Raw genomic sequence first — 24,289 nt, forward strand, 5'->3', positions numbered from 1 at the left:
TGACACATTGCGAGAAATTCGGAGGGAACACTTAAGTCGTCCCCCTTAGGTATATTTACGGAGGCACGACGATTGCGTAACAAGGTATGGACGCGTCGCGGGGAGGCCGGTGGAAACCGCTCCCGCGCGGCGAACACGCCAGTCAGAACAAGGGGATGGGCGTGCTCATCGCGGAACCGACACGGATGAGGTCAGGACATTGACGGACGGGAAGACGGCGCTTCCGGACCCGGCGCGGCAGCCACGACTGCCCCTGGACCTGTTGCCGGCCCTGGCACGAGGCCTCGGCACCGCCGCGGTGGGGCTGGCCCTGTGCCATGCGCTGCGCCTGCCGCCGCTCGAAGCCCCGGGGGTGCTGCTGCTGCTGCTCGGCACTGTGCTGGTAAGCGGCTTCGGGCTCGTCACGTCGCTGGCGACCCTGGCCGGGGCCTGGGCCGGCGGAGTGACGCTGGCGACCCAGGTGGACGGTTTCGGTCCGCCGGGCTGGCCGAGCGCGATCCTGTTTGCCCTGGTCGGCGCCGGCATCGCCGTCAGCGGCGAGCGGCTGCGCCGCATCCGGCTCGACGCCGCCGCCCGCAACCGCGACCTGGTGGCGCGCGAGGCGCACCTGTCCTCCATCCTGTCCACCGTCCCCGACGCCATGGTGGTGATCGACGAGCGCGGCATCATGCAGTCGTTCTCGGCCACCGCCGAACGCCTGTTCGGCTACACCGCCGCCGAAGCGGTGGGCCGGAACGTCTCCATCCTGATGCCCTCGCCCCATCGCGAGAGCCACGACGGCTATATCGGACGCTACCTTAACACCGGCGAGCAGAGGATCATCGGCATCGGCCGGGTGGTGGTGGGCGAGCGCAAGGACGGCTCCACCTTTCCCATGGAGCTTTCGGTGGGCGAGATGCGCTCCGCCTCCCAGCGCTTCTTCACCGGCTTCATCCGCGACCTGACCGAGCGGCAGGAAACCGAGGCCCGGCTGCAGGAGCTGCAGGCCGAGCTGGTGCACATCTCCCGCCTCACCGCCATGGGCGAGATGGCCTCCACCCTGGCCCACGAGCTGAACCAGCCGCTGTCCGCCATCGCCAACTACATCAAGGGCTCGCGCCGGCTGCTGGACGGCGGCGCGGTGCGCACGGAAATGCTCCAGGGCGCCCTGGAGAAAGCTGGCGAGCAGGCCCTGCGCGCCGGCCAGATCATCCGCCGCCTGCGCGACTTCGTTTCCCGTGGGGAAAGCGAGCGGCGGGTGGAGGTGCTCTCCAAGATGGTGGAGGAGGCCAGCGCCCTCGCCCTGGTCGGCGCCAAGGAACACGGTATCCAGGTGCGGTTTCAGTATGACTTGAAATGCGACGTGGTGCTGGCGGACAAGGTGCAGGTCCAGCAGGTCCTTCTGAACTTGATGCGCAACGCCCTGGAGGCAATGATGGGAGCGCCCCGGCGGCAGCTCCTGGTACAGACCGAGCCGGCGGAGGACGACATGGTGATGGTGAGCGTCATGGACACCGGCTCGGGCATCTCCCCGGAGATCAGCCACCAGCTGTTCACGCCCTTCGTCACCACCAAGCGTCATGGCATGGGGGTTGGCCTGTCGATCTCGCGCACCATCATCGAGGCCCACGGCGGCCGCATCTGGGCCGAGCCCAATCCACAGGGCGGCTCGATTTTCCGCTTCACCCTGCGCGCGGTCAGCGAAGAGGCGTCGGCCGATGTCTGAGATCGCCATCATCCATGTCATCGACGACGACGAGGCGGTGCGGGAATCCCTCGCCTTCCTGCTGGCGACCGCCGGACACAAGGTGCACGAGCACGCCTCGGCCCGCGCCTTCCTGGAAGCCGGCCTGCCCGCCGCAGATCCCGCCACCGCCTGCATCATCACCGACGTGCGGATGCCGGAGATGACCGGCATCGAGCTGCTGCAGCACCTGAAGGACAAGGGCTCGGCCATTCCGGTGATCGTGGTCACCGGCCATGGCGACGTGCCGCTGGCGGTCGAGGCCATGAAGCTCGGCGCCGCCGACTTCCTGGAAAAGCCCTTCGACGACGTGGCCATCCTCGACACCGTGAAGGCGGCCCTCGCCCGCATCCGCAAGATCCACCAGCACGATGCCCTGCGCGACGAGGTCAACGAGCGCATCGCCGGCCTGTCCCAGCGCGAGCGGCAGGTGCTCGAGTGCCTGGTGGCCGGGCAGGCCAACAAGATGATCGCCTACGACCTCGGCATCAGCCCGCGGACGGTGGAAGTCTACCGCGCCAACGTGATGACCAAGATGAAGGCCCAGAGCCTGTCGGAGCTGGTGCGCATGGCGCTGCTCGCCGGCATCGCCCCGAGCGCGGCGCGCTCCGCTTGATCTAACTCAAGGCTGGAGCCGAGACGTCTCGGCTATTTTTGCCGTATCGTCCACGCGGAGCCGCGAGTGGGTCGTCGGAGGCATGCCAATGGACGCAGCGTACAAGGTGGAGGCGGTGGTGAGAGGGCCGGTCGATGTGTTCGCCGGAACCGGCCGCGCCGATTGCCTGCCGAAGCCCGACGGCGCCATGGCCCTGATGCCGTTCGCGACCCAGAGGGCTGCGAGCGGGCGGCCGCAGTCCTTCGCCCCTCCCCTGATCCAGCACGACGCCGACCCGGGCCGGATGGGCAGCGCGCCCTGGGTGGTGCACATCGTCGACGACGACGCGGCGGTCTGCAACTCCTTGAAATTCACCTTCGAGCTCGACGGCTTCGACGTGGTCACCTACGCCGGCTTCCATGAGCTGATGGCGGCCGACCTCCCGCACTGCGGCTGCATGATCGTCGACTACAACCTGCCCGAGATCAACGGCCTCGAACTGCTGAGCGAGCTGGATCGGCGCAATGTGCACCTGCCGTCCTTTCTCATCACCAGCAATCCCAGCCAGAACGTCCGGCGGCGGGCCGACGCCCAGGGCGTGGCCATCATCGAGAAGCCGCTCCTGGGCAACCAGCTCAGCGAGGCGGTGCGGGACAGCTTCACGCGCGCCCGCCCCTGCTGAGGCGCCGGCGCGGATCAGCGGCGGCACCCGTCTCCTCTCCTCCATTTTCTGCCCGATGCGGGGCGCCGGCGGGCCAGGCGGCCGGCCGGCTGCTACAGTCGACGCGCTGTCGCGCAGGTCGGGCATGATCCCTCACGCGGCGGTGGACGCCGGGGCGGTCCCCGCGCGCCGCAGACGACCGGAAGGCCAAGCATGACCACCCGCAATCTCGACGCGTTGTTCCACCCGAGCGCCATCGCCCTCGTGGGCGCCAGCAACAAGCCCGGCACCATCGGCGCCGTCATTGCGCGGAACCTGTTCGAGGCTGGCTTCCCAGGGCCGATCCTCACCGTCAATCCGAACGAACGGGTGCTGCGCTCCTCGCTCAACTACGCCCATGTGGGCGACCTGCCGATCCCGGTGGACCTGGCGGTGGTGACGGCCGAGCCTGACCAGGTGCCGCAGATCATCGCCGACCTCGGCGCCAAGGGCTGCCGCGCCGCGGTGGTCACCGCCTCGGCGTTCGGCGAAGGCGCCAAGCTTGAGGGCACCGAGGTGCTGCAGCGGATGCTGGATGCCGCCAAGCCGCACCTGCTGCGGGTGCTGGGCCCCAACTGCATCGGCTTCATCTCCACCGGCGCTCGCATCAACGCCAGCGTCGCCCATTTGATGCCGGCCAAGGGCGATGTCGCCTTCGTCACCCAGTCGCGCACCATGGCCAATGCGGTGCTCGACTGGGCGAGCACCCGCGGCATCGGCTTCTCCCACGTGATTTCCCTGGGCGACAAGGGCGACATCGACTTCGGCGACCTGCTCGACTATCTCGCCCTGGACAACACCACCCGCGCCATCCTGCTGTATGTCGAGAACATCACCGACGCGCGCAAGTTCATGTCCGCCGGGCGCATCGCCGCCCGCGCCAAGCCGGTGGTGGTGATCAAGGCCGGGCGCAGTGCCGCCGGCGCCGAAGCCGCCCACTCCCACACCGGCGCCCTGGCCGGCGCCGACCTCGTCTACGACGCCGCCTTCCGCCGCGCCGGCATGCTGCGCGTGCCCGAGCTGCGCGAGGTGTTCGAGGCCATCACCACCCTGTCGTCCGGCATCCGCCTGCATGGCGACCGGCTCGCCATCCTCACCAACGGCGGCGGCGCCGGCGTGCTGGCGGTGGACGCGGTGGAGGGCATCGACGGGCGGGTCGGCACCCTGGAGCCGGACACCCTCGACAAGCTCGACAAGGTGCTGCCGGCCTCCTGGTGCCGTGCCAACCCGGTCAACATCCACGCCAACGCCCCGGCCAAGCGCTATGCCGACGCGCTCAAGCTGCTGCTCGCGGACAAGGGCACCGACGGCGTGCTGGTGCTGAACTGCCCCACCGCGGTGGGCGATGCCAAGGCCGCCGCCGACGCGGTGCTGGAGGTTCTGGAGACCCGTCCGCGCGCGCCCGTGCTCACCTGCTGGCTGGGCGAGAGCGCCGCCGGCGAGGTGCGGCGCAAGTTCGCCGCGCGCAAGGTGCCCACCTATGAAACCCCCGACGAGGCGGTGCGGGCGTTCGGCCACCTGGTCGCCTACCAGCGCAACCAGACCCTGCTGATGGAGACGCCGCCCGCCCGCACCTTCGAGGAGCCGGACCGGGACGAGGCGCGCCGGATCGTCGAAGCGGTGCTCAAGTCCGGCCGCCATGCCCTCGGGGAGTTCGAGGCCAAGGCGGTGCTGGCCGCCTACGACATTCCGGTGGTGGAGACCCGCATCGCCGCCACCCCGGAGGACGCCGGCCGCCTCGCCGCCGCCATGACCATGCCGGTGGTGGTGAAGGTGCTGTCCCACGACATCACCCACAAGTCCGACGTGGGCGGCGTGCGGCTGGACCTGCACAGCGCGGCGGCGGTGGAGGCCGCCTGCCGCGACATCATCGCCTCGGTGGCGCAGAAGAAGCCGAGCGCCAAGGTGGAAGGCTTTACCGTCCAGCAGATGATCCGCCGCCCCAACGCCCAGGAATTGATCGCCGGCATCGCCAACGACCCCACCTTCGGCCCGGTGGTGCTGTTCGGCCAGGGCGGCACCGCGGTGGAGGTCATCGGCGACCGCGCCGTGGCGCTGCCGCCGCTGAACGGGGCGCTGGCGCGGGAAATGATCTCGCGCACCCGGGTGGCCAAGCTGCTCGCCGGCTATCGCGACCACCCGCCGGCCAATATCGAGGCCGTCGCCTCCACCCTCATCAAAATCGGCGAGTTGCTCGCCGACCTGCCGCAGATCGCCGAGCTCGACATCAACCCGCTGCTGGCGGACGAGAATGGCGTGATCGCCCTCGACGCCCGCATCGTCGTCAACGAGGCCTCCCAGGACGGTACCGCGCGTTTCGCCATCAAGCCCTACCCGCCGGAGCACGTGAAGCAGATCCCGCTCACCGACGGCCACTTCGTCACCCTGCGGCCGATCCGGCCGGAGGACGAGCCCGGCCTTGTGGACGTGGTGCGCCGCTCCGACCCCCAGGATGTGCGCATGCGCTTCCTCGGCTCGGTGAAGGACTTCCCCCACCTCATGGCGGCGCGCCTGTCGCAGATCGACTACGATCGCGAGATGGCGTTCGTGGCCGAGGAAGCCTCCGGCGACATCTGCGGCGTGGTGCGCATCATCGCCGACCCGGACAATGACGAGGCGGAATACGCCATCATGGTGCGCTCGGACATGAAGGGCAAAGGCCTCGGCTATCGCCTGATGACCGAAATTCTCGACCATGCCCGCAGCCGCGGCCTGAAGCGGGTATTCGGCGACGTGATGCGAGAAAACGGCCCCATGCTGCACATGGCCGAGGACCTCGGCTTCAAGGTCGCCCCCAGCAGCGAGGACCCCTCGGTGATGCGCGTGGTGATCACGCTGTAAGCCGGGGCAAACCGGCGCGCGCTTGACGATTCCCCGCCCGCGCGCAATATCCAGGCTTGCACAACAGGTGGGCTCGGCTCACCATGTCGCCATGGACAACGCCTCGCGTTGTGGTCCTCGTGCGACAGCAACGACTTCAGACATCCGCCGGCGGCGTCCACCACGCATGGGGCCGATGGCTCATGGACCGGCTTCTTGAGATGGCGACTGACAGCATGGACGACGTGGCGGGGCCGTGGCGGTCAGAATTCCTGGCCCTCCACGATCCCCTCACCAATCTGCCGAACCGCCTGTTGATGCTGGAGTTCCTGGCCGGCGCCCTGGGCGCGGCCCAGGAGGACGCCCGCGTCGTCGCCGTGGTCAGCCTCGACATCGACAATTTCAAGCAGATCAACGCCAGCTTCGGCCGCGCGACCGGCGATCTGGTGCTCACGGAGATGGCCCGGCGCCTGCGGCGCTGCGTGCGGGACAACGATCTGGTGGCGCGGGTCGGCGGCGACGAGTTCGTGCTGGTGGCCACCGGCCTCACCGACGCCCGCACCGCCGAGCGCCTGTGCGCCCGTGTTCAAAGCGCGCTCAGCACCCCGGTGGCGCTGGAGAAGGCCACCGTCTATCCCCAGGCAACCCTCGGGATCTCCCTCTCCCCCAGCGACGGCGAGGAGGCGGAAAGCCTGCTGCACCGCGCCGGGCTCGCCCTCGACCGGGCCAAGTCCATTGGTCCCGGCGTGTTCTGCTTCTTCGCCGCGGAAATGAACGAGGAACGCGAAGGCCAGCGCTCGCTGGAGGGCGACCTTCGGCGCGCCATCGTTTCCGATCAGTTCGTGCTGCTGTTCCAGCCGCGCTGGAGCACCGACACCCTGCGCATCATCGGTGTCGAGGCCCTCATCCGCTGGGACCACCCCGAGCGCGGGCGGCTGGTTCCGGATGAATTCGTGCCGCTGGCGGAGAAAAGCGGGCTGGTGGTGCCCCTGGGCGAATGGGTGCTGCGCAAGGCCTGCGACACCATCGCCCGGCTGCCGGACCTCAACGTGTCGGTCAACGTGTCGGTGGTGCAGTTCCGCGGCGGCGAACTGGTGGAGACGGTGGAGTCCATCCTGAAATCCACCGCCCTGCCCGCGCACCGTCTGGAGCTGGAAATCACCGAGAGTGTGCTGATCGAGAACACCGACAAGGCGCTGGAAGTCCTGGTGCAGCTCAAGGATCTGGGCGTGCGCCTGTCCATGGACGATTTCGGCACTGGCTATTCGTCGCTGGGCTACCTGCGCAGCTTTCCGTTCGACGCCCTCAAGATCGACCGCAGCTTCGTGGGCGACCTGGACCAGAGCAAGGGCGCGCTCGCCATCGTGCAGGCCATCCTCGGCCTCGGCCGGGCGCTCGGCATGCAGGTGGTGGCGGAAGGGGTGGAGACCGAGAGCCAGCTCGCCTGCCTGAAGGCCGATCGCTGCGACGAGGTCCAGGGCTTCTACCTGGGCCGGCCCATGAGCGAGGACGCCCTGCGCCACTTCATCGCCGCCCACGACCACGCCACCGCCTGAAGGCGCGCTCACCAGCGGGTCGCCCTCACCGGCAGCGTGCAACCGGGCCGGCGGCACACGCCAGCCCTCTCTCTTTGCGCGCTTCCTTTGCGCGCTCCGGCGCCGGGCCTCCCCCTCAGCCCAGCCAGGGCGCCAGGCGGTCGAGCCCGATCAGCGCGTCGGCATCCACACGCGGCCGCACCACCGCCGCCACCGCGCCGTTCACCAGCACCTCGGGCACCAGGGCGCGGGTGTTGTAGGTGGAGGCCTGCACCGCGCCATAGGCGCCCGCCGTCATCACCGCCAGGAGATCGCCCGCCTGCACCTGCGGCAGCTCCCGGTCGAGGGCCAGGAAATCCCCGGTTTCGCACACCGGTCCGACCACGTCGGCGACCATGGTCGGCGCGTCCGCCGCCGGCGCGGCGACGGGGAAGATGTCGTGGTGGGCCTCATAAAGCGTGGGACGGATCAGGTCGTTCATGGCCGCGTCGACGATGACGAAGGTCTTGCCCTCACCGTGCTTCACATAGATCACGCGGGTGACCAGGATGCCGGCGTTCGCCACCACCATGCGGCCCATCTCGAACACCAGCGGCAGGTCGAGCCCGCCCAGTGCCCGGCGCACCACGGCCGCGTATTCCGAAGGCGGCGGCGGCGCCGCGTCGCTCGCCGCATAAGGCACGCCGAGCCCGCCGCCGAGATCGAGGTGGTGCAGCCGGTGGCCGGCGCCGATCAGGTCGCGCGCCAGCTCCGCCAGCAGGGTGACGGCATTCTCCACCGGCGCCATGTCGGTGATCTGGCTGCCGATGTGCATGTCCACCCCGGTCACGGCGAGGCCGGGTAGCCGCGCCACAGCGTCATACACCTCGCGGGCGCGGGAGATGGGAATGCCGAACTTGGTGGCGGACCGGCCGGTGGAGATCTTCTTGTGGGTCCGGGCGTCCACGTCCGGATTGACCCGGATGGACACCGGAGCGGTGCGCCCCAGCGCGCTGGCGACCTCCGAGAGCACCTGCAATTCCGGCTCGCTCTCCACGTTGAAGCAGAGGATGCCGGCGGCCAGCGCCTCCGCCATCTCCTCCCGGGTCTTGCCGACGCCGGAGAAGACGATGCGCCCGCCCGGCACGCCCGCCGCCAGCGCGCGGCGCAGCTCGCCCACCGAGACGATGTCCGCCCCGGCGCCGAGCCGGGCCAGGGTGGCGATCACCGACTGGTTGGAATTGGCCTTCAGGGCATAGCACAGGAGCGCGTCGCGATCGGCGAAGGCCTCCATGAACACGCTGTAGTGCCGCTCCAGAGTGGCGGAGGAGTAGCAATAGAACGGCGTGCGGACCTCGGACGCCAGGGTCGCGAGGTCCACATCCTCGGCATGAAGGCGCCCGTCGCGATAGTCGAAATGATGCATGGGGAAACACGTCTTCGCAGGGAGGCGGTTTCCGGCGAGCCGGGGCCAACGAAACGACCCCCGGCTCAGCCGGCGAACGCGCGTGAACGAGAGTCCGGCGAACGCGCCGGCGCCGACGGCGGGCGCCGCTTCGCCGCTGGCCTTACAGCAGGCCGTCGAGGATGAAGGGGGTCTTGGGCCGTGCCACCCCCTGCAGCGGATCGCTCTTGGCGCCGCTCGCGCTCTGCTTGCTCTTTTCCCAGTCCGCGTGGGGCGTGGCGGTATTGGCCATGTCGCTGGCCGAGACCGCCGAATGGAAGCCCGTGGTGCTGGTGGATGGGGGCGGCACCACCACCGAGGCCTGCGGCGGCGGCGGCGCGACAGGCGCGCCGGGCGGCGGCTCGAGCGGACCCTTCACGCCACACGCCGCCAGGGCGAAGGCGGCGGCGAGCGCCAAAGGCAAGGTGAGGCGAAACATGGGGCTGCGAACCATCCGGTCAATTCGCGGCCAATATAGCCTGCGCCGCGCCAAACGCGAGCCCCCTTGGTCCCGCGCGGCAGCAGCCGCCCCATTGCCGCATCGCAGCGTGTCGCCACGGTCACGCCCGCCCGCAATCGGCCACCGCCCCGCCCAGGGGCCGCCACCATTCGCGTTGCGCCTTGAAGCTAGTCGGAGATTTCATTTTCGCGGCGCAGCGACGCCGCCTAGAGTGCGGCACGTTTCGCGATGGCGGCCCGACGGCCGCGCGGCCGGGCCCGGCCGGTGCCCGCGCGAAGTCCATCCAAAGTCCTGGTGTCCCTCATGGGTGTTCCTTCTTCTCCCGCCGCCGGCGCCGGGCCGAAAGCCGTGCGCCTTGCCCTGCTGGCGCTTGCCCTCGCCTCCTTCGGCATCGGCACCACCGAATTCGTCATCGTCGGCCTGCTGCCCAACGTGGCCGCCGATCTCGGGGTGAGCATTCCGGAAGCCGGCTTCCTGGTCACCGGCTATGCGCTGAGCGTCACCTTCGGCTCGCCCTTCCTCGCCATCGCCACCGCCCGCATGAACCGCCGCCACGCGCTGATGCTGCTCATGGGCGTGTTCATCGCCGGCAACCTGCTGTGCGCCCTTGCCCCCAGCTTCTGGCTGCTGATGGGCGCGCGCATCGTCACCGCCCTGTGCCACGGCGCCTTCTTCGGCCTCGGCGCGGTGGTGGCGGCGGAGCTGTCTCCGCCCAGCCGCAAGGCCCAGGCCATCGCCATGATGTTCGCCGGCCTCACCATCGCCAATGTGCTGGGGGTGCCGCTCGGCACCGCCATGGGGGAGATGCTGTCCTGGCGCGACACCTTCCTCGCGGTGGTCGTCATCGGCGTCATCGCCGCGCTCGCCCTCGCGGTGTGGCTGCCGCGCCACCTGCCGGCGCCGCGCCTGCAGCTGAAGCGGGAGGCCAAGGCCATCGGCAGCCCGCAGGTGATGCTGGCGATGCTGATCTCGGTGATCGCCTCGTCCAGCCTGTTCACCGTCTTTACCTACATCGCCCCCATCCTCACCAGCCATACCGGCGTCTCGGCCCATGGGGTGACGCTGATGCTGCTGGTGTTCGGCATCGGCCTCACGGTGGGCAATTTCGGCGGCGGCTGGCTCGCCGACCGCAGCCTGATGCCGACGGTCATCGGCATCACCGCGGTGCTGGTGGTTCTGCTCGCGGTGTTCCCGCTCGCCACCGCCCATCCGCTGCCGGCGGCGCTCACCCTGGCCGTGTGGGGGGCGCTCGCGTTCGCGCTGGTGGCGCCGTTGCAGATGCGGGTCGTGAAGGAAGCGGCGGATGCGCCGAACCTCGCCTCAACCCTCAACCAGGGGGCCTTCAACCTGGGCAATGCGATCGGCGCCGGCATCGGCGGCGTGGGCCTCACCCTTGGGCTCGGCTACATGGACCTGCCATGGATCGGCGCCAGCCTGTCCGGCCTCGCCCTGCTGCTCGCCATCATCTCCCACCGGCTCGACCAGGCCGCCCAGCCGGTGATGGCGGCGGCGGTGGCCGGCGAAGAGCCCGGCCCGCTGACACCGGCGGTGTAAACCCTTCGGACGCCCGCGCGACGTCCGGCCAACAGGCAGGAGACACCGAAGAGAGGGTCAGGCGGCTCCCGCCGACCGGCGCGCCGACCCGAAACGGGTCGTACCCGCCCGGCAGCGGCGCCCTGCCCCCCGGGAGCCGTCCGCGCCAGCAGCGCGGGCCCTCTCGCCTGCCACCTGCGGGCAGGGGTGTGGCAACGGCGGGAATCCCCCTTTGTGTCCAAGACCCCCTCGCAGCCACGCGTCCGACCCTGGCGCCAGCCCCAGCCCGGGCGAAGGCCGATGCAGGCGCCGCGAGCGCCCTGCCCGAAGCCAAGCCCCGCCACCGTCAGTGGGGCCGGCGCCAACGGCCCTGGTGGCCTTGGGCCGGGCGTCGGGGAGGTGCTCCCCGACGCCCGGCCGCGCCGCCGGCCTGGATCGCGCCCCCGTTGAGCAGGCTGACACCGGCGCGGGCGCCCCTCAGATGCCCTCGCCGAGATTGACGAAATCGGCCAGCAGGGCGGCGCGGCCATCGGCGCCGGCCGGCTTGTCGCCCGCGGCCAGCTCTTCCACCAGCCGGTGCACCTGGGCGGTGATTTCCGGCACGGCGGTGATCTCCCACCATGCCGGCCGGGTCAGCGGGCCGAGGGCATAGAGCCAGTCGCTGGCGAAGCCGTAGCGATCCACCAGCGCGCAGCCGTGGCTTTCGAGCCCGAGCCCGAGGGCATCGGGCACGATACGCCCGGCCTCGCGCAGGCGCGCGAACAGCGGCAGGCCGATGTCGCCGAAATCGGAGCGCGGGCCGGTGCAGTTGAGCACCGCCGCCACGTCCAGCCGCTCGACGGTGGCGGCACCGCGATGGCGCACGGAAACCGTGACGCCACCCGGCCGACGCTGGTAGCCGGCAATGCGCCCGGCCACGGTGCGGACCTGCCCGGAGGCGGTGAGCGCGGCGAAGCCGGTGGCGATGCGCGGCGCCATGCGGTGGCGATGCACATCCCAATAGGTGCGCGCGTGGCGCAGAAAGCGGGCCTTCTCGGCCAGCGGCCAATGGCTCCACACCGCGGCGATGGCGGGGCGCACCGCGTCCATCACCCGGTGCCAGGGCACACCGGCCGCCGCCGCTTTGCGCACGGCGGCGCGGATGGCGCGCAGGCCGGCGACCGGCGTCGGCGCCGCTTCGGGCGTCAGGAACGGCTCGAAGCTGCCGCCCGCCTGATGCACCGCCGGCACCAGCCCATGGCGCGACACCGCCACCAGCGGCCCGCGATGGCCCGCCAGGGACAGCTTCAGCGCCACGTCCACCATGGTGAGGCCGGTGCCGATCAGCACCAGAGGCGCGTCGGGGTCGAGCTTCCCCAGTTCCCGGGCATCCCAGGGGTCGGGAATGAAATGGGGGGTGTCGTAGAACCAGCCGTCGCGCCCGCGCGGCGGCTTCGGCGGCAGGTTGCCGGTGGCGAGCACCACCTGGGCCGCCTCGATGCGCCGGCCGTCGGCCAGCACCACCCCGGGGCTGGGGCGCTCCACCACCTGCACCACCTCGCCGCGCACCCGCCGCAGCCGGGGCGGCTCGCCCCCCTCCCCGGCGAGCGCCTGCTCCAGCCGCTCCACCATATAAGCGCCGAACAGCCCGCGCGGCACGAACGCCTGCGACAGCTCGCCCCCGGCCTCGGCCAAAGCGGCGCTGAGGTCGGCGCCGGAGGCCTGCAGCCAGGAGGTGAAGCTGGGCACCAGGCCCACTTCCATGCGGGCCACCGGCACGTTCAGCACATGGCAGCCCTCGCAGGCGCCATAGGCGAGGCCGAGGCCGGCCTGGGCCTCCCGCTCCACCAGCACCACGTCGAGACCGGGCCGCAGGCTGGCGGCCAGAGCGAACAAGGTGCCGCTGAACCCACCGCCCACCACGACAATGGTACGCCGGGCACCCCACGCATCAGGCATAAGTCGTCTCCAGAGTTCCGGCGCCGATCCGCGCCGTTGGTGCCGTCCTGGCGGAAAGCGGAAGCCGCCACGGCCGGCGCGCGGTCGTGGCGGCGCAAATGGTCCGGCGGCGCCGGGGGGTCAGGAGGCCGAGGCGCGGCGCTCGTTCGGCGCGTAGGCGTTGCCGATCATCTCCCCGAACGGGCCGCGGTGGTTGGTCACCACGCCCGGCGCGCGGGTGCCGGAGGCCAGAGGCAGCAGCGGCAGCACGCCCTCGGCGAACCGATACGCTTCTTCCAGGTGAGGATAGCCGGACAGCACGAAGGTATCGACGCCGATCGCCAGATATTCCTTGAGGCGGGCAGCCACGGTCTGCGGATCGCCCACCAGGGCGGTGCCGGCGCCGCCGCGCACCAAACCGACGCCGGCCCACAGGTTGGGGCTCACCTCCAGCTTGTCGCGGCGGCCGCCGTGCAGGGCGCTCATCCGCCGCTGCCCCTCGGAATCCATGCGCGCGAACACCTTCTGCGCCTCGGCGATGGTGGCGTCGTCGATGTGGGAGATCAACTTGTCGGCGGCGGCCCAGGCCTCTTCATTGGTGTCGCGCACGATCACGTGCAGACGCACGCCGAAGGTGAGGTCGCGCCCGTTTGCGGCGGCGCGCGCCTTCAGGTCGCGGATCTTCTCCGCCACCTGGGCCGGCGGCTCGCCCCAGCTCAGATACTTCTGCACCTGCCGCGCCGCCACGTCGTGGGCCGGTGCCGAGGAGCCGCCGAAGAACAGCGGCGGGTGGGGCTGCTGCACGGTGGGATAGAGCAGCTTGCCGCCCTCGACCTTCAGATGCTTGCCGGCGTAGGTGACCTCCTCGCCCTTGAGCAGGCGGGTGTAGATGTCCAGGAACTCGGCGGTGATCTCGTAGCGCTCGGCATGCTCGGCGAAGAAGCCGTCGCCCCGGTTCTCCACCGGATCGCCGCCGGTGACCACGTTGATGAGGGCGCGGCCGTTGGAGATGCGGTCGAGGGTGGCGGTCATGCGCGCGGCCACCGCCGGCTCCAGCAGGCCGGGGCGCACCGCCACCAGGAACCGCAGGCGCTCGGTGAAGCCGGCCAGGGCGGAAGCGATGATCCAGGAATCCTCGCATGAGCGGCCAGTGGGAATGAGAACGCCGTAATAGCCGAGCTGGTCGGCGGCCTGGGCGATCTGCTTGAGGTAGCCCAGGCTCACCTCGCGCGCGCCCTGGGAGGTGCCAAGATAGCGCCCGTCACCATGGGTCGGCAGGAACCACAACACATTGGCCTCGGTGGCGGGAGCGAGGGCGGGCGTGTCCGTCATGATCAGAACTCCTTGGCGATCCATCCGCCACCGGGGCGGACGCCACGGCGGGGGGCGCCGCGGCGGAAGAGGCGGGGACAGGGGCAGAACGAGCACGGAGACGCCCGGCGGCGCCGGTCCTCCCGGCGTGGGAGCGGCGGGACGGACGGCGACGCGGCCGGCTCCAGCGGCACGGCCACGGTCATCTCCAATTCAAACGCATAATCTTCATCGACTTTATTGACTAACAACGGGCGGCTGTCTATCCTTTTTCTACACGTCGCCTTCCCGTGGTTTTCGGCGCGTGCAGGCTCCGGCGGCCCAAGCTCCGCCGCGCCAGCCCTGCCGCCCGTGCCGCCGGCGATCGCCCGCGTTGCTCGGAGAGCCGCATGAACGCCTTCACCACCGTCCAGACCCTGGCCCCGCAGACCACTCCTGCTCCTGCCCCTGCTCCTGCTCCTGCCCCCACGCCCGTCACCGCGCCGGAGCCCTCGCCGGCCTCGCTCGCCTACCGCGCGGCCATGCGCAAGCTGGCGGGGGCGGTGAGCATTCTCACCGTCGGCGCCGGAGACGAGCGCACCGGCCTCACCGCCACTTCGGTGTCGTCCCTCTCCATCGATCCGCCGACGCTGCTCATCTGCGTCAACCGCTCGTCGTCGTCGCTGCCGGTGCTGCGCCAGCACCGCAGCTTCGCCATCAACGTGCTGCGCCCGCATCACCAGACCCTGGCCGACCAGTTCGCCGGCAAGGGCGGCCTGAAGGGGCCCGAGCGCTACCAGGGCGCCGACTGGACCCGGCTGGAAACCGGCGCGCCGGTGCTTGCGGACGCGCTGGCCGCCTTCGACTGCGAACTGGAGGAGGCCATCGAGCGGCACTCCCACTTCATCATCCTCGGCCGGGTGGTCGCGGCCCGCATCACCGAGCCCGCCGATCCCCTGCTCTATTGGGCCGGCAGCTACCGCAACCTCGCCCTCTGACCCCCCTCGCCAGACTCGGAGCCGCACCATGACCCGCCTGTTCTCCAGACGCACGTTCTCGCTTCTTGCCGCCGGCGGGCTGCTGTGCGGCCTTGCCGCCGCCCCCGCGCTCGCCCAGGAAAAGGTGGTGCGCATCGGCTACCAGAAGTACGGCACGCTGATCCTGCTGAAGAATCGCGGGCTGCTGGAAGAAAAGCTGAAGCCCCTCGGCTACAGCGTCAAATGGGCGGAGTTCCCGGCCGGCCCGCAGCTTCTGGAAGCGCTCAATGCCGGCGCCATCGACTTCGGCAATACGGGCGAGGCGCCGCCCATCTTCGCCCAGGCCGCCGGCGCGCCGCTGGTCTATGTGGGCTATGAACCGGCCGCGCCGCAGGGCGAGGCCATCCTGGTGCCCAAGGACAGCCCGCTGAAGAGCGTCGCCGACCTGAAGGGCAAGACGGTGGCCCTGAACAAGGGCTCCAACGTCCATTACCTGCTGGTGAAGGCGCTGGAGAAGGCCGGCGTGCCCTATTCCGACATCAAGACCGCCTTCCTGACCCCGGCCGACGCCCGCGCCGCCTTCGAGCGCGGCGCGGTGGACGCCTGGGCCATCTGGGACCCGTTCCAGGCGGCGGCGGAACAGACCTTGGGGGCCCGCTCCCTGGCCGACGGCACCGGCATCGTCTCCAACTACCAGTTCTATTTCTCCACCCAGAAGTTCGTGCAGCAGGCCCCCGAGGTGGTGGATGCCGTGCTGTCGGCGGTGGCCGAGATCGGCGCCTGGACCAAGGCCAATCCGCGGGCGGCGGCGGAACAGTTCTCGCCCCTCATCGGCATTCCGGTTCCGATTCTCGAGGTGGCGCTGGGGCGCCAGCAGTATGACGTGAAGCCCCTCACCCCCGACGTGGTGGCCCAGCAACAGCAGGTGGCCGACACCTTCGCCGCGCTCGGGCTGATTCCCAAGCCGCTGAAGATCTCCGACGCGGTGCGGGCGCCGAAATCATGACCGACGCCGCCACCGGGGCTGCCGTCGCCCCCGACCTCGCCGAGTCCCCGGCCGCGCCGCGCCCGGGGACGGCCCTGCCCGGCGGGGACCGGCTGGCGGGGCTGGGTCGCGGCGTCGCGCGGGCGCTTTTGCCGTGGGCGGTGCCGCTCGCGGTCCTGGTGGTGTGGCAGGCATCCGCCAGCTTCGGGCTGCTGTCGTCGCGGGTGCTGCCGTCGCCCGCTGCGGTCGCGGCCGCCTTCTGGCAGACCTTCCAGAACGGCAGCCTGGTGACGAACGTGCTGGTCAGCACCGAGCGGGCGCTGACCGGCCTGCTCATCGGCGGCGGCCTGGGCTTCGCCCTGGGCGTCCTGAACGGGGTCTGGCGCCCGGCGGAAACCGCGCTCGACTCCACCATGCAGATGCTGCGCAACGTGCCGCACCTGGCCATCATTCCCCTGGTCATCCTGTGGTTCGGCATCGACGAGGAGGCGAAAATCTTCCTGGTCGCCATCGGCGTGGCCTTTCCGCTCTATCTCAACACCTTCCACGGCATCCGCACGGTTGATCGCGGGCTCATCGAGATGGGCCGGGTGTATGGCCTGTCGCCGGCGGCGCTGTTCTGGCGCATCGTGCTGCCGGGGGCGCTGCCCTCCATCCTGGTGGGGCTGCGCTACGCGCTGGGCATCATGTGGCTCACCCTGATCGTGGCGGAAACCATCTCCTCCACCTCCGGCATCGGCTACATGACCATGAACGCGCGTGAATTCCTGCAAACCGACGTGGTGGTGCTGGGCGTCATCGCCTATGCCCTGCTCGGCAAGCTGGCCGACAGCCTCACCCGCGCCATCGAGCACCGCGCCCTGGCCTGGCATCCCGCCTACCAGCCGGGCAGCCGGGGGATCGGCTGATGAGCTGCCCGACCGCCACCACCTTCGCCGCGCAGGCCCCCCAGCAGGCGTCCCACGACACCGCCGTCCCCGCCCGGGCCCGATGGCGCGGCCAGCCGATCCGCCTTCACGGCGTGGAGAAGGCCTTCGGCCCCCGCCCGGTGCTACGCCGGCTCGACCTCGACATTCCCGCCGGCCAGTTCGTGGCGGTGGTGGGCCGCTCGGGCGGCGGCAAGACCACACTGCTGCGCCTCGTGGCCGGCCTCGACGCCCCCACCGCCGGCACCATCCGCATCGGCGAGGACCCGGTCGCCGGCCTCATGCCGCAGGTGCGGCTGATGTTCCAGGACGCCCGACTGGTGCCCTGGCAGCGCATCCTCGGCAATGTGGGCATCGCCCGCGGGCCCGACTGGCGACAGGCGGCGGGCGCCGCCCTGGGCGATGTCGGCCTGGCTGGCCGGGGCCGGGAATGGCCGTTCGTGCTGTCCGGCGGGCAGAAGCAGCGGGTGGCCCTGGCCCGCGCCCTGGTGAGCCATCCGGCGGTGCTGCTGCTGGACGAGCCGTTCGGCGCCCTCGACGCGCTGACCCGCATCGAGATGCACGCCCTGCTCGCCCGCATCTGGCGCGAGCGCGGCTTCACCGTGCTGCTCATCACCCACGACGTGGCCGAGGCGGTGGCACTCGCCGACCGGGTGCTGGTGCTGCGCCAGGGCGAGGTGGCGCTCGACATCGACATCGACCTGCCCCGTCCCCGGCGCGATGTCGGCGATCCGGCCGCGGCCGGCCTGCAGGCGCGGATCCTCGCCGCGGTGTGAGGCCGGCGCCCGCGCCGCCGGCGGGCGGCAATTGACACCGCCGGCCGCACCGCCCTTGATGGGGCGGCGGCGGACCCTCCGGCGCCTCCCCCTCCCTATCCCGGATCATCGGCCATGAGCGGCTCGTCGCGCGTCACCATCTGGCACAACCCGTCCTGCGGCACCTCCCGCAACACCCTCGCCCTGCTGCGCGAGGCGGGCATCGAGCCGGAGATCGTCCAGTACCTGAAGACCCCACCCAGCCGCGCGGACCTGAAGGCCGCGATCACCGCGGCCGGCATCCCGGTGCGCGAGGCGGTCCGCCGCAAGGGCACGCTTTATGGCGAGCTCGGCCTCGACGATCCCGCCCTCTCCGACGACGCGCTCCTCGATGCCCTGGCGGCGAACCCCGCCCTGATCGAGCGCCCGTTCGTGTTCACCGCGCGCGGGGTGCGGCTGTGCCGGCCGGTGGAGCGGGTGCGCGAAATCCTGCCCTAGCGGCACCCGGCGATTCCCCATTTCCCCCTGCGGCTTCAGGACATGTTTCCGATTGCGTGGTTGAATGCCGGCGCAATCGGAGCCGCAGCAGGATGGGGACGCGCATGGCCGGGGCAAGGTCCGGGACGACGCCGGATGGGGAAACCAGATCGCTCACATCCTGGCTCGCCGACATGTCGCTGCAATGGAAGCTGGGCAGCATCATCCTGGTGCTGGTCACGCTCTTCCTGGTGCTGCTGGCCGGCAACAGCCTGACGCTGCAGCGGGCCAATTCCCTCCAGGCGCAGGCCAACGCCTTCGTTCACGACATGAACCTCGCCAACACCGCCGCCCGCGCCATCGGCGAGCGCCGGCTGAGCCTGGTCCAGGATGCGCTGGTCCAGCCGGCGGTGGCGCGCCAGCGGCTGGAGAGCAATGACGAGCGGGTCAGCTCCGCCCTCGACGCGCTTGAGGAATCCACCGCCGGATCGCCGGCCCTGCGCACCCTGACCGCGCGCGCCGCCAAGCTCAACGACCAGTGGTCGCAGATCACGGCGGCGCCGCTGCTGACCCTCGTCGACCGGGCGCTGCGCGGCGACGTCACGCCGGAGGCCAGCGGCGCCGCGCTGCGCGAGTTCGCCACCGGCGATACCGGCGAGAGCGGCAGCCGCGCCATCGGCGACCTGCTGGGACAGGTCGCCGACCGCGCCGACGCCGAGCTCCAGCTCGCCCGGGCCGAGCAGCAGCAGACGGAAAACCTGCTGCGCGCCGTCAACCTCGCCGCGCTCATCGCCTGCCTGCTGTCCAGCATCGGCGCACTGGTGCTGTGCGCCCGCCTCATCAGCCGGCCGCTGCGGCTGCTGGCCAGCCGCATGGAGCTGCTGGCGGACCACGACCATTCCATCGTGGTGCCCTACACCCACCGCCGCGACGAGGTCGGCACCATCGCCCGCGCCCTCGAGGTGTTCAAGGGGATGGCGATCGAGACCTACGACAGCAACTGGGTGAAGACCGGCGTCGGCGCGATCTCGGAGAAGCTGCAGCGGGCGGAGGACCTGACCAGCTTCGCCAACGAGCTGCTCGCCGACCTCGCGCCGCGCATCAATGCCGGCGTCGGCGTGTTCTACGCGTTCCAGGAGAACAGCCAGGACCTCGTTCTTTCCGGCACCTACGCCTTCACCGAGCGGCGCCATCTGTCCACCCGCTACGCCCTGGGCGAGGGCCTGGTGGGGCAGGCCGCCCGCGAGCGCAAGCCGATCGTGCTGTCGCCGGTGCCCGAGGACTATATCCGCATCCATTCCGGCACCGGGGAGGCGCGGCCGTTCGCGGTGACGGCGGTGCCGCTCGTCAGCAAGAACCGCCTGCTGGGGGTGCTGGAGCTGGCGAGCTTCGTGCCGTTCTCCGGCGCGCCCGAGCGGCTGCTGATGGATCTGGCGCCCGTCGCCGCCATCTCCCTCGACAACCTCGCCCGCGCCCTGCGCACGCTGGAGCTGCTGGAGCAGACCCAGCGCCAGACCACCGAGCTGCGCGTGGCCGAGGAGGAATTGCGCACCCAGCAGGAGGAATTGCGCACCACCAACGAGCAGCTTCAGCTGCAGTCGCAGAAGCTGGCCGCCTCCGAGGAGGAATTGCGGGTGCAGGCGGACGAGCTGCAGCGCTCCAACGACGTGCTGCGCCGCTCCTCCGACGAGCTCACCGCCCAGAAAGCGGAGCTGGAGCAGATCAACCGGCAGGCGGAAGCCCGCGCCGACGAGCTGGCCCGCGCCAACCAGTACAAGTCGCAGTTCCTCGCCAACATGTCCCATGAACTGCGCACGCCGCTCAACAGCCTGCTCATCCTCGCCCACGACCTCGCCGAGAACCACCAGGGCCATCTCGACACCGACGAGGTGGAGGCGGCGGTCATCATCCAGTCCTCGGGCACCAACCTGCTGCGGTTGATCAACGACATCCTGGACCTCTCGAAGGTCGAGGCCGGCAAGATGGACGTGGTGCAGGAGCCGGTCTCCATCCCCGCCGTCGCCACCCGCATGGAGCGCAACTTCCGTCACGTGGCCCAGGAAAAGGGCATCGACTTCACCGTGGTGGTCCAGCCCGACGCCCCGGCCCATATCCTGTCCGACGACGGCAAGCTGGAGCAGATCACCAACAACCTGCTCGGCAACGCCTTCAAGTTCACCGCCGCCGGCGGCGTCACCGTCACCTTCGCCCGCGGCGGCGGGGACACCCTGGTGGTGAGCGTCGCCGACACCGGCATCGGCATTCCCGAGAACAAGAAAAGCACCATCTTCGAGGCGTTCGAGCAGGTGGATTCGTCCACCCGGCGCCAGTTCGGCGGCACCGGGCTCGGCCTCGCCATCACCCAGCGCCTCGCCCGCCTGCTGGGCGGCGAGGTGACGCTGGAAAGCCGGCTGGGCTCCGGCTCCACCTTTTTCCTGACGCTGCCGGTGGGCAAGGTGGACGAGGTGGAATCGCCCGCTCCGGTCGCCCCCAGCCCGCAAGTGGTCCCGCCCCCCGCCCCGCCGCGTCGGGCCGCCGCGATCGAGGACGACCGCGACGCCCTGCGCGGCGGCGTCACCACCATCCTGGTGGTGGAGGACGATCCGGCGTTCGCCCGCACCCTCCTCAGCCTGGTGCGGCGCAAGGGCTACAACGTGCTGGCGGCGATGGACGGGGAGAGCGCGCTGGAGCTCGCCCGCCGCTATCGGCCGACCGGCATCCTGCTGGACGTGATGCTGCCCGGCATGGACGGCTGGACCGTCATCACCCACCTGAAGGCCGATCCCTCCACCCGCCACATCCCGGTGCATTTCGTCTCCGCCCTGGACGACGCCAAGCGCGGGCGCGACCTCGGGGCGGTGGGCTTCCTGACCAAGCCGGTCAGCGCCGACGACCTCAACGGCGCGCTCGCCACCCTCACTCACTTCTCGCTCGGCCAGCCGCGCCGCGTGCTGGTGGTGGACGACGACCCGGCCGCCCGGCTCGCCGTGCGCAAGCTCATCGGCGGCCAGCTGGTGGAGATCCTGGAGGCCGGCAGCGGCGAGGAGGCGCTGGAGTGCCTCGGCCATCAGCAGGTCGACTGCGTGGTACTCGACCTCGGCCTGCCGGGCATGTCCGGCTTCGAGCTGCTGGAACGGCTCGCCGCCGACGAACGGCAGGTGCCGGTGGTGGTCTATTCCGGCCGCGACCTGACCCAGGAGGAGAGCCTGAAGCTGCGGGCCTTCACCGACTCCATCGTCATCAAGGGGGCGCGCTCGCCGGAGCGGCTGATGGACGAGGTGAGTCTGTTCCTGCACTCGGTGCGGCAGGACTCCGCGACGCTGGCGGTGGACCCGGACGGCGACCTGAAGGGCCGCAAGCTGCTGCTGGTCGACGACGACATGCGCAACATCTATGCTCTGGCCAAGGTGCTGCGCGGCAAGGGCATCGACGTCACCCTGGCGCAGGACGGCGCCAAGGCCCTGGCCCAGCTCGACGCCCATCCGGAGCTGGAGATCGTGCTCATGGACATCATGATGCCGGTCATGGACGGCTACGAGGCCATGACCGAGATCCGCAAGCAGCCCCGCTTCGCCCGGCTGCCCGTCATCGCCCTGACCGCCAAGGCCATGAAGGACGACCGCGAGAAATGCCTCGCCGCCGGGGCCAGCGACTATCTCTCCAAGCCCATCGACGTGCCCAAGCTGCTGTCCATGATCCGCGCCTGGCTGCCGCCGCGATGACAGGTCCCGACGGCCAGCAGGCGCTGGAAGAGCTGGAGCTCGACCTGTTCGTGACCGCCCTCGACCGGCGCTACGGCTACGACTTCTCCGGCTATAGCCGCGCCTCGCTCACGCGCCGCGTGCGCGGCCTCGTCACCCGGTTCGGCGCCTCCTCCATCACCGCCCTCACCGACCTGCTGCTGCGCGATCCCGGCCGCATACCCGAGGCCATCTCCAACCTTTCGGTGCCGGTCTCGGAATTCTTCCGCGACCCGCACACCTTCCGGGCGCTGAAGGAGAAGGTGTTCCCCCTGCTCTCCTCCTATGCGGCCATCAACATCTGGCAGGCCGGCTGCGCCCATGGACAGGAGGTCTATTCGCTCGCCATCCTGCTCACCGAGGCCGGGCTTTATGAGCGCGCGCGCATCTATGCCACCGACATCTCCGCCGATGCGCTGGCGCGGGCGCGGGAAGGCATCTTTCCGCTGCAGGATGCCCGCGACGCGGCGCGGCGCTATCTCGACAGCGGCGGGGCGGGAAGCTTTTCCGATTATTATCACGCCCGCTACGACTTCCTGAAGCTCGACGAGCGCCTGATCTCGCGCGTCACCTTCGCCGAGCACAACCTCGTCACCGACACGGTGTTCTGCGAGGCGCACCTGATCTTGTGCCGCAACGTGCTGATCTACTTTTCCAACCCGCTGCAGGACCGGGTCCTGGGCACCTTCGCCGACAGCCTGGTGCGCGGCGGCTTCCTGTGCATCGGCACCCGCGAGAACCTGCAGTTCTCCGCCGCCCGCGCGCGGTTCCAGACCATCGACGGCGATGCCCAGCTCTATCGGCTGAAAAGCAGGGGCTGACGGCATGACACGGGTGGTGGTCATCGGCGCCTCGGCCGGCGGACCCGGCGCCCTGCAGAGGCTCCTTGCCGCCCTCGACCGCGACCTGCCCGCCGCCGTGGTGGTGGTGAACCACGTGGGCCAGGACGGCCCCGACCTTCTCCCCGACGTGCTCGCCGCCCGCTCGGCCCTGCCCGTGGCCCTGGCCCGGGAGCGCATGCCCGTGACCGCCGGGCGCGTCCATGTGGCACCCGCCGGGTACCACCTGATGATTGAGCCGGATTACCACTTTTCCCTTTCGGTAGACCCCAAAGTGTGCTTCTCCCGGCCGGCAATCGACGTCCTGTTCGAGACTGCGGCGCGAGCATGCCAGTCAAGCCTTATTGCAGTTGTTCTCACGGGTGCGAGCTGCGACGGTGCGGAAGGTCTCGTTCAGGTCCGTCTGTCGGGAGGTCTGGCCTTGGTTCAAGCGCCTGAGGATTCGGAGGTTCCAACCATGCCCCAGGCCGCCCTCGACCGCGCCGGCGCCGACCTGTGCGCGCCGCTGGCCGATCTGGCCGCGCGCATCAACAGGGAAAGCCGGGCATGAACAGCGTGACCAGCGGCGAGCCGCGCCCAAAGATCCTCGTCGTCGACGATGTGTCCGCCAACCTCGCCGGCATGCGCCGCCTGCTGGCGCCGGTGGACGCGGACATCCACGAGGCCCGGTCCGGCAACGAAGCCCTGGCGCTGTGCCTCGACCACCGCTTCGCACTGATCCTGCTCGACGTCCAGATGCCGGACATGGACGGCTTCGAGGTCGCGGCCCTGCTCAACAACGATCCGAGCACCTGCGACATCCCCATCGTGTTCGTGACCGCCGCCTATCTCGACGACATCAATCGGCTCAAGGGTTATACTTTCGGCGCGGTGGACTATATCGCCAAACCCATCAACGACGCCGTATTGCTGTCCAAGGTAACGGTCTTCCTGGAGCTTCACATCTCGAAGATGCGGCTCAAGGCTGCCATGGAGGAGCTGGAGAAGCGCAACCGGCAGCTGGAAGTGGAAATCGAGGAACGGCGGCGGGTGGAGAAGCAGATCCGCCACATGGCCACCCACGATTCCCTGACCGGCCTCGGCAATCGCCTGCTGTTCATGGAGCATCTGTCCCGCTCCCTGTCCCAGTCGGGACAGGGCGGCGGCTTCGCCCTGCTGTACATCGACATCGACGGCTTCAAGCAGGTCAACGACCGCCATGGCCACGCCGTGGGCGACGAATTGCTGTGCGCCATCGCCCACCGGCTGCGCGCCAACCTGCGCCACGAGGATTTCGCCATGCGCCTCTCCGGCGATGAATTCGCCGTCCTCATGGTCGATCTGTCCGACGGCAACCTCGCGGTGGCCCAGGCCCAGCGCCTGTGCGACGTCCTGAAGCAGCCCTACGGCCTGCGGCAGACCTCGCCGGTGATCACGGTCGCGGTCGGCGCCAGCATCGGCATTGCCCTCTGCCCGCAGCACTCCAGCAACGATTCCGAGCTCATGCGCCTCGCCGACGCGGCCATGTATCAAGTGAAGAAGCAGGGCAAGGGCGATGTCCGCCTGGCCTCCCGCGCGGATCTCTGCATCGATGCGTGACGCCGGAGCATCCCTC

Annotated in this window: 19 protein-coding genes; 15 read left to right on the forward strand and 4 right to left on the reverse strand. The window is 70.2% G+C overall.

Going from position 1 to position 24,289, the window contains the following annotated elements:
* The first annotated feature begins 199 nt into the window (after positions 1 to 199).
* The 5 genes from V5F53_RS17070 to V5F53_RS17090 all read left to right on the forward strand — a co-directional run bounded on the left by V5F53_RS17070 (position 200) and on the right by V5F53_RS17090 (position 7,394).
* Positions 200 to 1,705 (forward strand): sensor histidine kinase, encoded by a 1,506-nt coding sequence (locus V5F53_RS17070; RefSeq protein ID WP_393996195.1) that lies wholly within the window; start codon positions 200 to 202, stop codon positions 1,703 to 1,705.
* Positions 1,698 to 2,339, forward strand: a complete 642-nt coding sequence (fixJ, locus tag V5F53_RS17075; protein ID WP_393996194.1) for a response regulator FixJ — start codon at positions 1,698 to 1,700, stop codon at positions 2,337 to 2,339. Before V5F53_RS17070 ends, fixJ begins: the two co-directional genes overlap by 8 nt.
* An 88-nt stretch (positions 2,340 to 2,427) precedes the next feature.
* Entirely contained in the window at positions 2,428 to 3,000 is a 573-nt protein-coding gene (locus V5F53_RS17080) for a response regulator transcription factor (RefSeq protein WP_393996193.1), read from the forward strand.
* 192 nt (positions 3,001 to 3,192) lie between these two features.
* Complete coding sequence (locus V5F53_RS17085) at positions 3,193 to 5,859, forward strand: bifunctional acetate--CoA ligase family protein/GNAT family N-acetyltransferase (protein WP_393996192.1); 2,667 nt, start codon at positions 3,193 to 3,195, stop codon at positions 5,857 to 5,859.
* Positions 5,860 to 6,059: 200 nt separating this feature from the next.
* Positions 6,060 to 7,394 carry a putative bifunctional diguanylate cyclase/phosphodiesterase gene (locus V5F53_RS17090; protein ID WP_393996191.1) on the forward strand — a complete coding sequence of 445 codons (1,335 nt, stop codon included), beginning with the start codon at positions 6,060 to 6,062 and terminating at the stop codon, positions 7,392 to 7,394.
* A 115-nt stretch (positions 7,395 to 7,509) separates the two neighbouring features.
* On the opposite strand, the gene lysA is transcribed toward V5F53_RS17090, so the two are convergent.
* Complete coding sequence (lysA, locus tag V5F53_RS17095) at positions 7,510 to 8,778, reverse strand: diaminopimelate decarboxylase (RefSeq protein ID WP_393996190.1); 1,269 nt, start codon at positions 8,776 to 8,778, stop codon at positions 7,510 to 7,512.
* Positions 8,779 to 8,920: 142 nt separating this feature from the next.
* The gene (lptM, locus tag V5F53_RS17100) at positions 8,921 to 9,235 is read right to left on the reverse strand and encodes an LPS translocon maturation chaperone LptM (RefSeq protein WP_509212517.1); all 315 of its coding nucleotides are present in this window, start codon (positions 9,233 to 9,235) and stop codon (positions 8,921 to 8,923) included.
* 324 nt (positions 9,236 to 9,559) lie between these two features.
* On the opposite strand from lptM, the gene V5F53_RS17105 reads away from it, so the two are divergent.
* Entirely contained in the window at positions 9,560 to 10,810 is a 1,251-nt protein-coding gene (locus V5F53_RS17105) for an MFS transporter (protein WP_393996188.1), read from the forward strand.
* Positions 10,811 to 11,266: 456 nt separating this feature from the next.
* Here V5F53_RS17105 and V5F53_RS17110 read toward each other — a convergent pair whose 3' ends face one another.
* Both V5F53_RS17110 and ssuD read right to left on the reverse strand, forming a co-directional pair.
* Positions 11,267 to 12,727, reverse strand: a complete 1,461-nt coding sequence (locus tag V5F53_RS17110) for an FAD/NAD(P)-binding protein (protein WP_393996187.1) — start codon at positions 12,725 to 12,727, stop codon at positions 11,267 to 11,269.
* Between the two features lie 120 nt (positions 12,728 to 12,847).
* Entirely contained in the window at positions 12,848 to 14,038 is a 1,191-nt protein-coding gene (ssuD, locus tag V5F53_RS17115; RefSeq protein ID WP_393996186.1) for an FMNH2-dependent alkanesulfonate monooxygenase, read from the reverse strand.
* Between the two features lie 368 nt (positions 14,039 to 14,406).
* Here ssuD and V5F53_RS17120 point away from each other — a divergent pair, with 368 nt between their 5' ends.
* The 9 genes from V5F53_RS17120 to V5F53_RS17160 all read left to right on the forward strand — a co-directional run bounded on the left by V5F53_RS17120 (position 14,407) and on the right by V5F53_RS17160 (position 24,273).
* Positions 14,407 to 14,994 (forward strand): flavin reductase family protein, encoded by a 588-nt coding sequence (locus V5F53_RS17120; RefSeq protein ID WP_393996185.1) that lies wholly within the window; start codon positions 14,407 to 14,409, stop codon positions 14,992 to 14,994.
* 28 nt (positions 14,995 to 15,022) lie between these two features.
* Positions 15,023 to 15,979: a sulfonate ABC transporter substrate-binding protein gene (locus V5F53_RS17125; RefSeq protein WP_393996184.1), complete on the forward strand. Its 957-nt coding sequence runs from the start codon at positions 15,023 to 15,025 to the stop codon at positions 15,977 to 15,979.
* Positions 15,976 to 16,866: an ABC transporter permease subunit gene (locus V5F53_RS17130; protein WP_393996183.1), complete on the forward strand. Its 891-nt coding sequence runs from the start codon at positions 15,976 to 15,978 to the stop codon at positions 16,864 to 16,866. Before V5F53_RS17125 ends, V5F53_RS17130 begins: the two co-directional genes overlap by 4 nt.
* Complete coding sequence (locus V5F53_RS17135; RefSeq protein WP_393996182.1) at positions 16,866 to 17,660, forward strand: ATP-binding cassette domain-containing protein; 795 nt, start codon at positions 16,866 to 16,868, stop codon at positions 17,658 to 17,660. The genes V5F53_RS17130 and V5F53_RS17135 overlap by 1 nt, the downstream gene beginning before the upstream one ends.
* Before the next feature lie 114 nt (positions 17,661 to 17,774).
* A complete protein-coding gene (arsC, locus tag V5F53_RS17140; protein ID WP_393996181.1) occupies positions 17,775 to 18,137 on the forward strand; it encodes an arsenate reductase (glutaredoxin) in 363 nt (120 codons plus the stop codon).
* A gap of 173 nt (positions 18,138 to 18,310) precedes the next feature.
* Positions 18,311 to 21,838: a response regulator gene (locus V5F53_RS17145; protein WP_393996180.1), complete on the forward strand. Its 3,528-nt coding sequence runs from the start codon at positions 18,311 to 18,313 to the stop codon at positions 21,836 to 21,838.
* Positions 21,835 to 22,677: a CheR family methyltransferase gene (locus V5F53_RS17150; RefSeq protein ID WP_393996179.1), complete on the forward strand. Its 843-nt coding sequence runs from the start codon at positions 21,835 to 21,837 to the stop codon at positions 22,675 to 22,677. Before V5F53_RS17145 ends, V5F53_RS17150 begins: the two co-directional genes overlap by 4 nt.
* A gap of 4 nt (positions 22,678 to 22,681) precedes the next feature.
* Positions 22,682 to 23,245: a chemotaxis protein CheB gene (locus V5F53_RS17155; RefSeq protein WP_393996178.1), complete on the forward strand. Its 564-nt coding sequence runs from the start codon at positions 22,682 to 22,684 to the stop codon at positions 23,243 to 23,245.
* On the forward strand, positions 23,242 to 24,273 hold the full coding sequence (locus V5F53_RS17160) for a diguanylate cyclase domain-containing protein (protein WP_393996177.1): 1,032 nt from the start codon (positions 23,242 to 23,244) through the stop codon (positions 24,271 to 24,273). The genes V5F53_RS17155 and V5F53_RS17160 overlap by 4 nt, the downstream gene beginning before the upstream one ends.
* The last annotated feature ends 16 nt before the right edge of the window (positions 24,274 to 24,289 follow it).

This window comes from Xanthobacter cornucopiae, assembly GCF_043195065.2.
Classification (GTDB): domain Bacteria; phylum Pseudomonadota; class Alphaproteobacteria; order Rhizobiales; family Xanthobacteraceae; genus Xanthobacter.